The organism is Streptomyces sp. 1-11 (genome assembly GCF_007176755.1).
Classification (GTDB): Bacteria; Actinomycetota; Actinomycetes; order Streptomycetales; family Streptomycetaceae; genus Streptomyces.
On sequence record NZ_BJTV01000014.1, the window covers coordinates 110,989 to 125,877 of the forward strand.

General features: G+C 71.3%; 12 protein-coding genes. 2 read left to right on the forward strand and 10 right to left on the reverse strand.

The features are described from left to right. The first annotated feature begins 9 nt into the window (after positions 1 to 9). Entirely contained in the window at positions 10 to 702 is a 693-nt protein-coding gene (locus TNCT1_RS26965) for a response regulator (protein ID WP_143636764.1), read from the forward strand. 66 nt (positions 703 to 768) lie between these two features. Here TNCT1_RS26965 and TNCT1_RS26970 read toward each other — a convergent pair whose 3' ends face one another. From TNCT1_RS26970 to TNCT1_RS26995, 6 genes are all read right to left on the reverse strand, one after another. Continuing rightward, on the reverse strand, positions 769 to 2,361 hold the full coding sequence (locus tag TNCT1_RS26970) for a cation acetate symporter (RefSeq protein WP_143636766.1): 1,593 nt from the start codon (positions 2,359 to 2,361) through the stop codon (positions 769 to 771). After that, entirely contained in the window at positions 2,358 to 2,906 is a 549-nt protein-coding gene (locus tag TNCT1_RS26975; RefSeq protein ID WP_174266470.1) for a DUF485 domain-containing protein, read from the reverse strand. The genes TNCT1_RS26970 and TNCT1_RS26975 overlap by 4 nt, the downstream gene beginning before the upstream one ends. 69 nt (positions 2,907 to 2,975) lie before the next feature. Beyond that, positions 2,976 to 3,656 carry a response regulator transcription factor gene (locus tag TNCT1_RS26980; protein ID WP_143636770.1) on the reverse strand — a complete coding sequence of 227 codons (681 nt, stop codon included), beginning with the start codon at positions 3,654 to 3,656 and terminating at the stop codon, positions 2,976 to 2,978. Then, positions 3,653 to 4,804, reverse strand: a complete 1,152-nt coding sequence (locus TNCT1_RS26985; RefSeq protein ID WP_174266471.1) for a sensor histidine kinase — start codon at positions 4,802 to 4,804, stop codon at positions 3,653 to 3,655. The genes TNCT1_RS26980 and TNCT1_RS26985 overlap by 4 nt, the downstream gene beginning before the upstream one ends. After that, positions 4,801 to 5,322 (reverse strand): DUF1453 family protein, encoded by a 522-nt coding sequence (locus tag TNCT1_RS26990; RefSeq protein ID WP_143636772.1) that lies wholly within the window; start codon positions 5,320 to 5,322, stop codon positions 4,801 to 4,803. The genes TNCT1_RS26985 and TNCT1_RS26990 overlap by 4 nt, the downstream gene beginning before the upstream one ends. A 320-nt stretch (positions 5,323 to 5,642) precedes the next feature. Further along, a complete protein-coding gene (locus TNCT1_RS26995; protein WP_143636774.1) occupies positions 5,643 to 7,766 on the reverse strand; it encodes a type IIA DNA topoisomerase subunit B in 2,124 nt (707 codons plus the stop codon). A 440-nt stretch (positions 7,767 to 8,206) separates the two neighbouring features. Here TNCT1_RS26995 and TNCT1_RS27000 point away from each other — a divergent pair, with 440 nt between their 5' ends. Next, complete coding sequence (locus tag TNCT1_RS27000; protein WP_143636777.1) at positions 8,207 to 8,440, forward strand: hypothetical protein; 234 nt, start codon at positions 8,207 to 8,209, stop codon at positions 8,438 to 8,440. A gap of 101 nt (positions 8,441 to 8,541) precedes the next feature. Here TNCT1_RS27000 and TNCT1_RS27005 read toward each other — a convergent pair whose 3' ends face one another. From TNCT1_RS27005 to TNCT1_RS27020, 4 genes are all read right to left on the reverse strand, one after another. After that, the gene (locus TNCT1_RS27005; RefSeq protein ID WP_143636779.1) at positions 8,542 to 9,402 is read right to left on the reverse strand and encodes a serine protease; all 861 of its coding nucleotides are present in this window, start codon (positions 9,400 to 9,402) and stop codon (positions 8,542 to 8,544) included. A 121-nt stretch (positions 9,403 to 9,523) separates the two neighbouring features. Further along, a complete protein-coding gene (locus TNCT1_RS27010) occupies positions 9,524 to 11,065 on the reverse strand; it encodes an RNA polymerase sigma factor (RefSeq protein WP_143636781.1) in 1,542 nt (513 codons plus the stop codon). Between the two features lie 428 nt (positions 11,066 to 11,493). Then, positions 11,494 to 12,381, reverse strand: coding sequence for a FadR/GntR family transcriptional regulator (locus TNCT1_RS27015; protein WP_143636783.1), 888 nt, complete (start codon positions 12,379 to 12,381; stop codon positions 11,494 to 11,496). A 163-nt stretch (positions 12,382 to 12,544) separates the two neighbouring features. Beyond that, positions 12,545 to 14,881 (reverse strand): ATP-binding cassette domain-containing protein, encoded by a 2,337-nt coding sequence (locus tag TNCT1_RS27020; protein WP_143636785.1) that lies wholly within the window; start codon positions 14,879 to 14,881, stop codon positions 12,545 to 12,547. Positions 14,882 to 14,889: the final 8 nt, after the last annotated feature.

The following is a 14,889-nucleotide window of genomic DNA, read 5'->3' on the forward strand; positions in this document are numbered from 1 at the left end:
AGAGGCCCGATGATTGACGTCCTGGTCGTGGACGACGACTTCCGCGTCGCTGAGATAAACGCGAAGTACGTGGGAAAGGTTCCCGGTTTCCGGGTGGCCGCCCGCGCACACAGTGCCGCCCAGGCACTGGCCGCCCTCGAACGCGCCGCCATCGACCTGGTCCTGCTCGACCACTACCTGCCGGACGGGACCGGTCTCGAACTCGTCCACCGCATGCGGGAGCTGGGGCACGGCACCGACGTCATCATGATCACGGCGGCCGGCGATGTGGCGACCGTCCAGCGGGCCATGCGCCTGGGCGCGCTGCACTACCTGGTCAAGCCCTTCACGTTCGCCGCCCTGCGCACCCGGCTGGACTCCTACGCGGCCCTGCGCCGCACCGTGGACCGGGTCGGCGGCCGGGGGCTGACGGGCCAGGAGCAGGTCGACCGGATCTTCGGCGCGCTGCGCACCTCGACGGTGCCGTCCGCCCCGGGCCTGCCCAGCGGCCATTCGGAACCCACCACGGACCTCATCTGCGGTGTGCTGCACGGCGCGGACCAGCCGCTGTCCGCGCACGAGGTCGCGGCACGCACCGGGCTGAGTCGCTCCACGGCCCAGCGCTACCTCCGCCACCTGGAACAGGCGGGCCGCCTCAGCCTGTCCCTGAAGTACGGCGACACCGGCCGCCCGGAACACCGGTACGCATGGGTGGCGCCGTAGGCGCGGGGCCACCGAGACGCGGGTGACCGTCGCCTGCCGCGCGGTACGTCCGCCCCTGCCCCCCTGCTACACGGCGCCCGCGCCGGTCAGCGAGCGGACCTCCGTTTCCGCGTACCCGGCCTCGTCGGCGACCTCGTCCGAGGTGATCGTGCCCAGCCAGCCGGCCAGGAAGCCCAGCGGGATGGAGACGATGCCCGGGTTCTGCAGCGGGAAGTACTGCAGGTCGATGTCCGGGAAGAGCGATCCCGGGCTGCCGGACACCACCGGCGACAGCAGCACCAGCACGAGAGCCGGGACCAGCCCGCCGTATACGGCCCACACCGCACCGCGTGTGGTGAAGGCGCGCCAGAACAGCGAGTACACCAGCACCGGCAGGTTCGCCGACGCGGCCACGGCGAAGGCCAGACCGACGAGGAAGGCGACGTTCAGGTCGCGGGCCAGCAGACCGAGCGCGATCGCGACGACGCCGATGCCCACGGCCGCGGTCCGGGCCACGGTGACCTCGCCGTGCGCCCTGGTGCGCGGCCGCCGCAGTGAGGCGTACAGATCGTGCGCCACGGACGCCGAGGAGGCGAGCGTGATCCCGGCGACCACCGCGAGGATCGTCGCGAAGGCGACGGCGGCGACCACCGCGAACAGCACCGTCCCGCCCGTGGATCCGACACCCCCGCCGAGGTCGAGGGCGAGCAGGGGCATCGCCGTGTTACCGGCCGCGTTCGAGCGCTTCAGCGCCTCCGGGCCCACCACGGCGGCGGCCCCGAACCCGAGCACGATCGCCATCAGGTAGAAGGCGCCGATCAGGCCGATGGACCACACCGCGGAACGGCGGGCGGCCCGCGCGGTGGGCACGGTGTAGAAGCGGGAGAGGATGTGCGGCAGCCCCGCCGTGCCCAGCACCAGGGCCAGCCCCAGACTGATGAAGTCGAGGCGGGCGGTCCAGCTCCCGCCGTACTTCAGCCCCGGCGCCAGGAACGCGTCCCCGTGGCCGCTGCGGGCCGCCGCGGTGACCAGCAGCCGGTTCACGTCGCCGTGGAAGCGCACCAGCACCAGCACGGTCAGCGCGACCGTCCCGCCGAGCAGCAGCACCGCCTTCACGATCTGGATCCAGGTGGTGGCCCGCATCCCGCCCAGGGACACGTAGGTCACCATCAGGGCGCCGACCGCGATGACCGCCCACGTCTGGGCCGTCCCGCTGGTGCGCCCCAGCAGCAGTGCCACCAGGCTGCCGGCGCCCACCATCTGGGCCACCAGGTACAGCACGGACACCGTGACCGAGGAGGTTCCCGCCGCGATCCGCACCGGCCGCTCGCTCATCCGCGCGGCGACCACGTCGGCCAGCGTGAACCGCCCGCAGTTGCGCACCAGTTCCGCCACCAGGAACAGCACGACCAGCCAGGCCACGAGGAAGCCCACCACGTACAGCAGCCCGTCGTACCCGTACAGCGCGATGAGCCCGGTGACCCCGAGGAACGAGGCGGCCGACACGTAGTCGCCCGAGACCGCGAAACCGTTCTCCATCGGGGAGAACAGCCGCCCGCCGGCGTAGAACTCCTCCGCGGAACCCTGCCGCCTGCGGCTCACCCATGTCGTGATCGCCAGGGTGACGGCCACGAACCCGATGAACAGCAGCAGCGCCAGTGTCTGGTGGTCGCCGGTCACGAGGCGCCTCCCCGGGCTCCACGGGTCAGTTCCTGCGTGTCCCAGCGCAGTTCCAGCGCGAGCCGGTCCCGGCGCAGCCGGGCGTGCCGGGCGTAACCCCAGGTGAGCAGGAAGGTGCTGAGGAACTGCCCGAGCCCGGCCAGCATCCCCACGTTCACCGCACCCGTCACCGGCCGGGCCATGAGCCCTGGAGCGGTCGTGGCGACGACCACGTACCCCACGTACCAGACCAGGAAGATGGCGGCACCCGGCACCACGAACCTCCGGTACCTGCCGCGCACTTCCTGGAATGCCTCGCTGCGCTGCACCTCGAGGTACACGTCGCGGGCTCGGGCCGTCTCCGTGTCCCGCTCCCCGCGCGGGGCCGGTACGGCCCGGGCCGGCGTGCCGGCGCCTTCCGGTTCGCCCCAGCCGGAGGCCAGGGAGTCGTACCAGGGGTCCTCGTACCTCACCTCGCGGGAAGCCGTGCCGTGGTCTTCGTGATTGCCGGCCGAACTCCCGGCACCGTCCCCGGCTCCCCGGGCACGACCGTCGCTTGACTGCATGCCCAAGGATGGACAGACCGGGAAGATCCGTGACTTCTCTTCCCCGGGCACTTCACCCCATCAGGTGACTCATTTCACGGGAGGCCGCACCAGTCCCTTCGCATAGGCGTAACGCACCGCCTGCGCACGGTCCTTGAGGCCCGTCTTGGCGAAGAGATTGTTGATGTGGGTCTTCACGGTCGCCGTGGAGACGTGCAGCCGGCGGGCGATCTCCTGATTGCTCAGGCCCTCGGCGATCAGCACCAGGACCTCGGCCTCCCGCGCGGTCAGCCCGTCGGGCGCCTCGGTCACGGCGGCCGCGGGCGCCGGTTCGGACAGTCTCTCCAGCAGCCGGCGCTGGACGCTCGGCGACAGGCCCGCCTCGCCCGACAGAACGCTCTCCACGGCCCGCACGATCTCGTCGCCGCCCGCGTCCTTGGTCAGATAGCCGCGGGCTCCCGCGTGCAGCGCTGGGAACAGCGAATCGTCGTCCCCGAAGGTGGTGAGCACCACCACCTGGGTGCCGGGGTACTCCGAGCGGATCCGGCGCGTGGCCTCCACTCCGTCGCAGCGGGGCATCCGCAGGTCCATGAGCACCACGTCCGGGGCCAGTTCGGCGACCAGGCGCACCGCCTCCTCGCCGTCCTCGGCGGATCCCACGACCTCGAGACCCGGCAGCAGACCCAGCAGCATCACGATGCCTTCCCGGACCACGGTCTGGTCGTCGGCGACCACGACCCGGGCGGGCTTCTTCTCCCCCGGCTCCGTCATACGGGCACCTTCAGCGTCACCACGAACCCTTCCTCGTCCGGCCCCGCGTCGAGCGATCCGCCCAGCAGCTCGGCTCGCTCCCGCATCCCCCGCAGACCGTACCCGCCGCCGGATCCGGTGAGTTCTCCCGGACGGCCGCCCGAGTCCCGCACACCCAGTGTCACTTCGTGCTCGCCGTAGTCGAGGCGCAACTGCACCTTGGCGCCCTGGGCGTGCTTGCGGACGTTCGTCAGCGCCTCCTGGGCGACCCGGCGAACCGCCTGCGACGCCTCGGCCGGCAGGGGTCTGCGCTCACCCGTGACGGTGACATCGGCGCCGTCGGCCGTACTGACGAGCCCGGTCAGGAACTCCTCCAGCGGGGTCAGCTCGCCGCGCAGGGCGCTCAGCGCCTGCCGGGTCTCGGCAAGGCCGTCGCGGGCCATGCCGCGGGCGGCCACCACCCGCTCCAGGATCTGGTCCCGGTCGGCGCCGCGCTCGATCAGCAGCCTGGCGGCCTCCAGGTGCACGAGCTGCGCCGAGAGGCTGTGCGCGAGTACGTCGTGGATCTCCCGGGCGATCCTCGCCCGCTCGGCCAGCGCCGCCGACTCCGCCTCGGCGGCCCGGGCGGCGCGTTCCTGGGCGAGCAGCCGCTGTGCGCCGCCCCGGGCCTCCGCGTCGAGCCGCAGGACGTATCCGGCGAGGGCCATGCCCGCCACCGTGGCGGCCGTGGTGAGCCACACATCGTTGTTGAACGCGGAGAACGAGGCCAGCGCCACGGACGTCACCGGCAGTGCGGCGCCCAGGGGCAGCCGTTCCAGGGCGGAGACTCCGCAGCCGCACCAGATCACCAGGGCCGGACCTCTGAAGCCGGTGGCCTCGGCCGCTACGGCGATGCCCAGGAGCACCGCCATGAGGGCCAGCGAAGGCATCAGCCGGTGGTCATAGGTGGTGCGGAAGAACGCCCAGGAGACGAGGCCGGCCAGCAGGACGCCCGCCACGGCCGCGAGCATGCCCCAGACACCCACGTGTCTCTGGCTGACGGCGGCCCACAGCAGCAGGGCGAGTACCAGCACCCGGACCGCCTGGGCGAGCATCCGCCGGGGCCGGCCGGCGCCCGCCTTGGCGAGTGCCTCCCGGGTGGGCCACCGGGTCAGAGCGTGCTCCGTCACACGCGCTCCTTCCACGCGAGCCGCATGCCGTCACCGTACGCGGGGGCCGGGCGGTCAGAGGCGCCGAGGGACCGCGCCCGCCGGTTCACGACCCCGGCGCGCACCAGCAGCATGGCGGCGAGGCCGAGCACCAGCGCGGAGCCGTCCTGGTGCACACCGGACGCGACGCCGAGGGCGAAGACGCCTGCTCGCAGGGCTATGCCCGCGATCCAGACGGCGGCGCCCGCCTTGGTGCCCCTGGTCCACACGGCTCCGTCCGGCTCGGTCCAGATCCGCGTGGTCCAGGCCCAGCCGGCCCCTGTCAGCGCGGCGATGAGCAGTTCGACGGCGAGCAGGGCCACCGAGACGGTGGGGTGGTGGTCGTCGAGTATGCCGGGTTCGCGCAGGGCCACCACCGCGAGGATCACGGGGAGCAGCCACCAACGCCGGTCCGTGTTGATCGCGCGGGCGCGAAACTGCCGCACGATCACCACAGCGACGACGGCCACGATCACCAGCGCGTTGACGAACCCGGACATCACTGCCTCCGTAGGCGGGAAGACGGTGTCGGGAGCGGGTGCCGCCGACACCATCGAAGCTACGGAAAGCGGCCGGTCGGGAGATCGGAGCGGGGGTGGACCGAAGGTGGATTCCGGAGGCCGGACCGTCTCCACCCACGGGTGGAGACCGCGCGGCCGGCCGGTCTCCTCCACGCGTGGGAACCCCGGGATCTACCGGCCGGTCCCCTCCACGCATGGGGACCCCAGGATCCACCGGCCTCCTCGCCGGGGAGGACCACATGGCGGCAGGCCGGTCCGCTCACCTCGGGCGGACCGGCCTGCCTGGCCGACCACTGCGGCTACGCGTCGATCCGCGACCTGTCCAGGGTCGCCGCCGAACCGGAGATGAACTCCTTGCGCGGCGCCACGTCGTTGCCCATGAGCAGGTCGAAGACCTGCTCGGCGGCCTCCAGGTCGGAGAGGTTGATCCGGCGCAGGGTGCGGTGGCGCGGGTCCATCGTGGTCTCGGCGAGCTGGTCGGCGTCCATCTCGCCCAGGCCCTTGTAACGCTGGATGGAGTCCTTGTACCGGACGCCCTTGCTCTGGAACTCCATGAGCTTGTCGCGGAGCTCGCGGTCCGAGTACGTGTAGACGTACTTGTCCTGGCCCTTCTTCGGCTGGATCAGCTCGATGCGGTGCAGCGGCGGCACCGCGGCGAAGACCCGCCCGGACTCGACCATGGGCCGCATGTAGCGCTGGAACAGCGTCAGCAGCAGACAGCGGATGTGCGAGCCGTCCACGTCGGCGTCGGTCATCATGATGATCTTGCCGTAGCGGGCCGCGTCGATGTCGAAGGTGCGGCCCGAGCCCGCCCCTATGACCTGGATGATCGCGCCGCACTCGGCGTTCTTGAGCATGTCGGTCACCGACGACCGCTGCACGTTGAGGATCTTGCCCCGGATGGGCAGCAGCGCCTGGAACTCGGAGTTCCGGGCCAGCTTCGCCGTGCCGAGAGCCGAGTCGCCCTCGACGATGAACAGCTCGCTGCGGTCGACGTCGTCGCTGCGGCAGTCGGCGAGCTTGGCCGGCAGGGACGAGGACTCGAGGGCGGTCTTGCGCCGTTGCGCGTCCTTGTGCTGCCGGGCCGCGACCCGGGTGCGGGCGGCGGCGACGACCTTCTCCATCACGACCCGGGCCTGGGCGGCCGCGTCCCGCTTGGTGGAGGTCAGGAACGCCTTCAGCTCCTTGGTGACCACGTTGTTCACGATCCGGCGGGCCGCCGAGGTACCGAGTACCTCCTTGGTCTGGCCCTCGAACTGCGGCTCGGCCAGGCGCACCGTGACGACGGCGGTGAGGCCCTCCAGGGCGTCGTCCTTGACGATGTTGTCCTCGGCGACCCGGAGCATCTTCTTGGCCCGCAGGACCTCGTTCATGGTCTGGGTGATGGCCTGCTCGAAGCCGGCGACGTGGGTGCCGCCCTTGGGCGTGGCGATGATGTTGACGAACGACCGCAGCTTCGCGTCGTAGCCGGTGCCCCAGCGCAGCGCGACGTCGACGCCGAGTTCACGCGCGACCTCGGTCGGGGTCATCTGGCCGTGCTCGTCGAGGACCGGGACGGTCTCCTTGAAGGTCCCCTGCCCGGAGAAGCGGAGGACGTCGCAGACCGCCTTGTCGCTCGCCAGGTACTCGCAGAACTCGCTGATGCCGCCGTCGAAGCGGAAGGATTCCTCGCCCTTGCTGCCGCCCTCGCCGAGTCCGAACTCGTCGCGCACGACGATGGTCAGGCCCGGCACCAGGAACGCGGTCTGCCGGGCACGCTGGTGCAGCGTCTCCAGGGAGAGCTTGGCGTCCTTCAGGAAGATCTGCCGGTCCGCCCAGTACCGCACGCGCGTGCCGGTACGCGACTTGGGGATCTTCTTGCCCTTGGCCAGGCCGCTCCCGGGCTCGAACTTGGCCTCGGCGCCGTTCCCGCGGAAGGCCCCGGGGACGCCGCGCCGGAAGCTGATGGCGTGGGTGTTGCCACCGCGGTCCACCTCGACGTCGAGGCGGGCCGACAGGGCGTTGACCACGGAGGCGCCGACGCCATGCAGGCCGCCGGAGGCGGCGTAGGAGCCACCGCCGAACTTGCCGCCGGCGTGGAGCTTGGTCATCACGACCTCGACGCCGGAAAGGCCGGTCTTGGGCTCCACGTCCACGGGGATGCCGCGGCCGTTGTCCCGCACCTCGACGGAGGCGTCGTCGTGGAGGATCACCTCGATGTGGTCGCAGTAGCCGCCCAGGGCCTCGTCCACTGCGTTGTCGATGATCTCCCAGAGGCAGTGCATCAGACCGCGGCTGTCGGTCGAGCCGATGTACATGCCCGGGCGCTTCCGCACGGCCTCGAGGCCCTCGAGGACGAGCAGGTGCCGCGCGGTGTAGTTGGAACCGTCCCGGTCTGCTCCTGCCAGCAGCGCTGTGGACGGCACGGACGTATCGGCGGTCACGCGGTTCGCTCCTCGCTGAATTTCAGGTGACCCCCTCGTGGGTAAGGGGGCGGCTTCGGTTGCCGCTCAGAGGGTACCGAGGCCTGGTAGAGCCGTTGTAACGCCACCCTCGTCGAAATCTCAGCCTAGTCCACGGTCGCATGGATGTTCGATCCCTCGATGGAGTGAAGTCCACATCACGTTCCCTTGGAGGCATGAACCATTTAGGCTCCGGGCACGTCCTCATGAACAACCGGCAACCCGGCCGGGAGGACTGAGACCGGATACAGCGCGAACCCGTAAAGCACACAAGACACGCACTACGGCACATTCGCCGCCACCCGGCAGCAGACAGCCGCCCCGAAAGATTTTTTCGAGGAAAAGCCACGAGCGGGAACGTTTTGGGGCTGGTTGGATGTTGACCCTGGTACGACAGCTCGTCGAGCTAGAGAAGAGGCGACGTGACTACTGTTCTGACCCCCGCGAGCCCACTGACGGCCGCCGATCGCTGCGACCGCTGCGGCGCCCAGGCATACCTGCGCGTCGTCCTGCTGAGCGGCGGAGAACTGCTCTTCTGTGCCCACCACGGGCGCAAGTTCGAGCCGGAACTCAAGAAGATCGCCGCTGAGATACAGGACGAGACGGAGCGGCTGACGTCCGCCCCGAGCAGCACCGCGAGCGACGAAGAGCGCTGAATCTCGCAATCACGACGAGCCAGCCCCGGTACAGGCCGGTGAACGGGCGGCCGCTCCTCTCCCAGGAGCGGCCGCCCGTGCTCATGCCCCGCTGAACGCCCTCAGGAGCCCCTGTGGGGCCGCTGGGGCCCTGCGGCAGCTCTTCCCAGGTCCCGGAGGATGTCGGACACCCGTGTGTACACACCGGGACTTCCGGGCTGCCCGCATCCGCTTCCCCAGGACACCAGCCCGATCAGCCGGCCCGACGCCACGAGCGGGCCCCCGCTGTCGCCCTGGCAGGCGTCCGGACCGCCCGCGGGTTCTCCCCCGCAGAGCATGGTGTCGGCCCGGTAGGTCCCGTCCGGGCCGTCCCGGTACGCACGGGCGCAGACGTCGTCCGCCAGCACCCGCACGTGTGCGGCGTGGAGGCGGTTCGGGTACGCCCCACCGCCCGTGGTGTCGCCCCAGCCGGAGACCAGGGCGCGTGTCCCCGGCCTGTACGCGGGGTCGCCCTCCGGCGCCATCGCCACCACGGCGCCGCCAGGCAGCGGCTCGGCGAGGGTGAGCACCGCGTAGTCGCCGGAGTTGGCAGTAGGGTCGTAGCGCGGGTTCACCCGAACGTCCCGGACGGCGATCTCCTTGCCCTTGGTGGAGAGCAGGTCCGTGCGGCTCGCTATGACCCGCAGGTCGCGCACCCGGTCCGGGGGCGCCCCGAGGACCTCGTCGGCCATGCAGTGGGCCGCGGTGAGCACGGTGGTCCGCGAGATCGCGACGCCGCCGCAGAACTGTCCTGCCCGCGTACCCCCGAACCGGTCACGGCTGGACAGCGCCACGGTCCACGGGGCCTGCGAGACGTCGATCGGGAATCCCCCGACGACTACTCCATCGGGGGCCGCGGACGCCGGGGTGGTCAGGGGTATGGCGGTCATCGCGGCCGCTAGGGCCGCTGGCCCGATCAGTGCCCGGGCGATCGAACGACGCATACGGCTTCCTCACTCTGGGAGTGGTACTGGAACACCCAGAGTCATTCAGTCCGCCGTGGCGCGCAGCACGAAGGCCCGGCCCCCGAGGGGGGCCGGGCCTTCGGTGCCGCGGAGCCGGGTCCTAGTCGAGGTAGTCGCGCAGCACCTGCGAACGCGACGGGTGGCGCAGCTTCGACATGGTCTTGGACTCGATCTGGCGGATGCGCTCGCGCGTCACGCCGTAGACCTTGCCGATCTCGTCGAGGGTCTTCGGCTGGCCGTCGGTGAGGCCGAAGCGCATGGAGACGACGCCCGCCTCCCGCTCGGACAGGGTGTCCAGGACGGAGTGGAGCTGCTCCTGCAGCAGCGTGAAGCTGACCGCGTCGGCGGGGACGACGGCCTCGGAGTCCTCGATGAGGTCACCGAACTCGCTGTCGCCGTCCTCGCCCAGCGGGGTGTGCAGCGAGATGGGCTCACGGCCGTACTTCTGGACCTCGATGACCTTCTCCGGGGTCATGTCGAGTTCCTTGGCCAGCTCCTCCGGGGTGGGCTCGCGGCCCAGGTCCTGGAGCATCTGGCGCTGCACGCGCGCGAGCTTGTTGATGACCTCGACCATGTGCACCGGGATACGGATGGTGCGGGCCTGGTCGGCCATGGCGCGGGTGATCGCCTGCCGGATCCACCAGGTGGCGTACGTGGAGAACTTGTAGCCCTTGGTGTAGTCGAACTTCTCGACCGCGCGGATCAGACCCAGGTTGCCCTCCTGGATGAGGTCCAGGAAGAGCATGCCGCGGCCGGTGTAGCGCTTGGCCAGGGAGACCACCAGTCGGAGGTTGGCCTCCAGCAGGTGGTTCTTGGCGCGGCGACCGTCCTCGGCGATGATCTCCAGCTCGCGCTTGAGCTTGGGGGCGAGCTTGTCGGAGTTCGCCAGCTTGTCCTCGGCGAACAGACCGGCCTCGATGCGCTTGGCCAGCTCCACCTCCTGCTCGGCGTTGAGCAGGGGGACCTTGCCGATCTGCTTGAGGTAGTCCTTGACCGGGTCGGCGGTGGCGCCGGCCGCTGCGACCTGCTGGGCCGGGGCGTCGTCCTCGTCCTCGTCGGACAGGACGAAGCCCGCGTTCTCGGTGCCCTCGGGCTCGTCGGCGACCTTGGTGTCCTCGAGGACCTCGTCCTCGATCAGTTCGTCGTCCTTCTTCGCCGCGGTCTTCTTGGCGACCGTCTTCTTGGCGACGGTCTTCTTCGCCGTGGCCTTCTTCGCGGTCGCCTTCTTGGCTGCGGCCTTCTTGGCGGGTGCGGCTTCTTCCGCGGGCTCGTCGGCGGCAGGAGCGGCGGGCGCGACCGGGGCGGCCGTGGTGGCGGTGGCCTTCCTGGTGGTGGTCACCGTCTTCGCCGCGACCGTCTTGGTGGCGGTGCGCTTGGCCGGACTCTTCGCCGCGACGCTCTTTCGGGTGCGCTTGGGCTCTGCTGCACTGACCATCAGCGTCACACCCTCTTCCTCAAGAATCTGGTTGAGGCTGCGCAGTACGTTTTTCCACTGAGTGGCCGGAATCTGGTCGGCTTCGAAGGCCCGACGCACATCGTCGCCGGCGATCTGCCCCTCAGCCTTTCCCCGCTCGATGAGCGCCATGACAGAGACGGACTCGGCGATCTCCGGCGGGAGCGTACGGGATGTGCTGGCCGACACGAACAACCTCTCGGAACGTTGGAAAACGACTTCCGGCCCCGTCCACAGCGGACAGGAGCCGACCACCGGCCGGGGGTGGGCCGACGGAGCGGGCGGGGGCCGGGGAGATGCACAGCGCCTTGCCAGGCGTCCGTATTCCTCCGCGGCTGTCACCTCTTAGGTCATCGCACTGCTCCCACGAGCGTTACGCCCAATCTGCGTGGCCCGAGTCACACCCCATAAGCAGCCAAAGCCTGTCGAAGGCAGGCGTAAGGGATCACTGGTGCGGCCGGCCCGTCAGACGCTGCCGGTCACGTGAGCCGCGGCGGACCAGGCCCCGCCGGTACCCCGGGAACCCGGCGGGGGCCGGCGACGGCCGGCCCCCGAGCCCTGCCGTCGCGCCGGCCACCACACCACGGCGCATCCGCGAGCGATCCGCCGGGTCCGGTTCAGTGCTCGCGCGGCGCGGGGACCACGCGCTCCACCTCGGGGTGGACGGTGAGGAGCTGGCGCATCGCCGTCTCCGCCGCCGTGCCGTCTCCGGTGCCCAGCGCGTCGACGATCCGGGCGTGCAGCGCGAGCGAGGCCTCGTTCGGCCGGTCACAGCCGGTGACCGGACCTCCGGACACCTGGAGTGCGGCCGAGACGATCCCGGAGAGGTGCTCGAGCATGCGGTTACCGGCCATCTGGATGAGCAGCCCGTGGAACTCGGCGTCGGCGCGCGAGAACGTCAGCGCGTCGCCCTGCGCCATGGCGTGACTCATGATCTCCACCATGTCGGACAGGCGCTGCTGCACCTCCTCACGTCCGTGCCCGGCGGCGAGGCGGGCGGCGAGCGGCTCGATCGTCCAGCGCAGCTCGCTCAGCTCGCGGCGCTGGTCGTCGCGCTGCGGCCCGAAGGCCCGCCACTCGATGATGTCCGGGTCCAGGAGGTTCCAGTCGCTGACGGGACGCACGCGCGTGCCGACGTTCGGACGGGCGCTGACGAGGCCCTTGGCCTCCAGGACGCGGAGGGACTCGCGGACGACGGTGCGGGAGACCTCGAAACGCTGGCCGATCTCCTCGGGGACGAGCGGGCGGTCCGCCCCCAGGTCACCCGATACGATCATCTGACCCAGCTGCTGAACGAGTTGGCCGTGCAGTCCGCGTCCGCGGCTGCCCGCGGCGCGCCGGCCCACGCGGCCCAGCTCGGACTCCCCTCCCTCCCAGGCGGGCGCTCCGACCCGGTCGGTCACCGGGGCGTCGGTGTAGGGGTAGCGGTCGAGTTCGCCCGGGCCGGCCAGACCGGAGTCTGAGGAGCGGGCGGCGGTCATCATGGTGTGCGCAAGGGTACTCACGCATCCTTTGTCGGCGTCGTTTCCAACTCCCTTGAGGTCTTTGGTGAAAAGCACACGAAAGGGTGATCGCTCACCCCGTCGCAATTGACGCCTTATCGGAAGGAAACGAGCCGTATTCGGGGAGTAGTTGGCACGGCGGGACCGGATGCGTTCGCGAGGGGTGTCATCGGACCCTGGTTCGCACGGTCGTGACCAGAAAGGCGCACAACAGCGCGGTCAGGGACAACGTCAGCGCGCTGCCGACGGGTTGGGCCACGATCCGGGCCGTGGCCAGGAGGTAGCGGTCACCCCCGAAGGGCCACTGCATCAGCAGTAGCTCCCGCATCCGCATCGGAAACCCGGCGGCGGTATGCGCGGCCGGGCCGGCCAGCACCCACTGCAGGACGGGGACGATGACGACGGGTACGGCGAGGACGGCCGCGAGACCCGCCGTGGTGGACCGGAAGATTCCGGCCGCGAGCACCCCGGCCCAGGCGCATCCGGTCATGAGCCCGAACCAACTCGCGCTCAGGGAGAGCCAGTCCGAGGGGATCCGGGTCAGCTCCCGCCCGTATACGAGGTAGAGGACCTCGGCGTCGCAACCCAGCGTGAGGAAGGCCAGCACGACGGCGGTGACCCCGGAGACGAGGAGTTTGGCGGTGAGCAGCCCGAGCCGGCGGGGAACGGTGCCGCGGTCCGCCGCCAGCGCGGGGTGACGGAACTCGTCGCCGAAGGCCAGGGCACCCAGCAGCCCCGCCGCGAGCGCCGCGGGTGGCAGCGGCAGTTCCCTCGGCCAGGCGGCGAACAGCCGTGCCTGTGGGGTGTGACCGACCCGGGCGAGGAGGACGGTGGTGAGCGCGGACACCAGCAGTGCGGCCCCGCAGGTGAGGAACCCGGTGCCGATTCCCACGGCGCGCCGCAGTTCGTAGCGCAGTGGGCGGAGGGGGCCGCGGGCGGTGCGGACCGTGATCGGCGGTGGCAGGAGGGACAGGGCGTCGAGGGCCCGGTCCGCGCCGGCCGGCGAGCGCGGCGGCGGTTCGGCCGCCGGCTGCCCGCCGCCGGCACGCCCGGAGCCCGGATTCCGTGCGCCTGGGACGGTGGTGGCGGCCGCGGGTGCGCCGGCGGCGACCATGGTCGTGACGTGGGCTCTGGCTTGCGTTCCGGTAGCCGCCTCGGAGGAGCCGGCCTCCGCGGAGGGCGCGACCGGGCGGGCGCCGGAGGTGATCACGGAGGCGCTGGTGGCCGCCGTGTCGGCGCCGTCCTCCGGTGTCTCGGCGGCCGAAGCGGCGGGGGGTGCTGGGTCGGCAGCGGGGGCGGTGCCGGGTTTCGACGGGCCCTCGGTCTGCGCCTCCGTGAGGGTGTCGGCGCTCCCGGTGGGAGCAGCGTGCTTCCCCGTGGGTGCCGGACACGGGCTTCCGGCTTCCTGCTCCAGCGTGTCGCCCGGCAGGGAGACACGGGACACCAGCCGTTCGCACTCGTCGGCGGGAGGATCGGAAACCGCCGACGCCGCCGCGGCACTTCTCTGCGGTGACGCGCCGGACGCGGCCTGCGTCCGGGCCTGCGGAGTGCGGGCCAGAACGGCCCGGTCCCGCTCCGCGGACGTCGCTCCCCCGCCCGCGGTCTCACCGCCTTCGGGTTCCGCCCCCGACCCCATGTCACCGATCTCGTCCGCGAGTTGGTGTACCAGGATGCCGTGCCGGAAGGCGATCTCACCGACATCGGCGGTCGTGCTGCCGTACACCGACAGGTGGTTGCCGGCTTCCCGTACGACCTCGACGGAACGCTGCGCGGTACGGGCCTCCTTGGTAAGCAGGGCCGCGAGACGCGCGGCGTGGGGGCTGCGGACGGCGACGCGCGGACGCAGCCGGGTGCGGGCGAACTCCCCACCCTCCTGGTCCGCGGCGATTCGGCCGCCGTCCAGGGTGACGACCCGGTCGCCCGTACGAGCCGCTTCCTTGGGATCGGCCGTCGTGAGCAGGACCGTGCCGCCCTGGTCGGCGTGCGCGCGCAGCATGCCGTGCAGCCAGCGTGCCTCACGGGCGGACAGACACGCGGCGGGTGCGTCCAGGACGAGCGTGTGCGGGTCGGCCAGCAGAGCGCAGGCCAGTCCGAGCCTGCGGTCCATGCCGCGCGAGAGGGTCCCGAGGCGTTCCTCCCGGAGGCTGACGAGACCGACGACTTCGAGCACCTCGTCCGCACGGCGGACGGGGACGCCGGCCGCCGCGCACAGCATGCGCAGGTGGCCGCGGACCGAGCGGGCCGGGTGACCGGGCACGTCCCCGAGGAGCACGCCGACTTCCCGTGACGGATGAGCGATCCGGTGCAGCGGCCGTCCCCGGAAGCAGGTGATGCCGCGGCCCTGTTGCAGTTCGAGCATCAGCCTGAGCGTCGTCGTCTTGCCCGCGCCCCCGGCTCCGTGGAGCACGGTGACATGACCGGCGCGCGCCTCGAAGGAGACGTCGTCGACGGCGGGCGGGTGCGCCTTGCGGGGGTTGCTGGTCAATCCGAAGGCCTGGATCACCCGCAGAA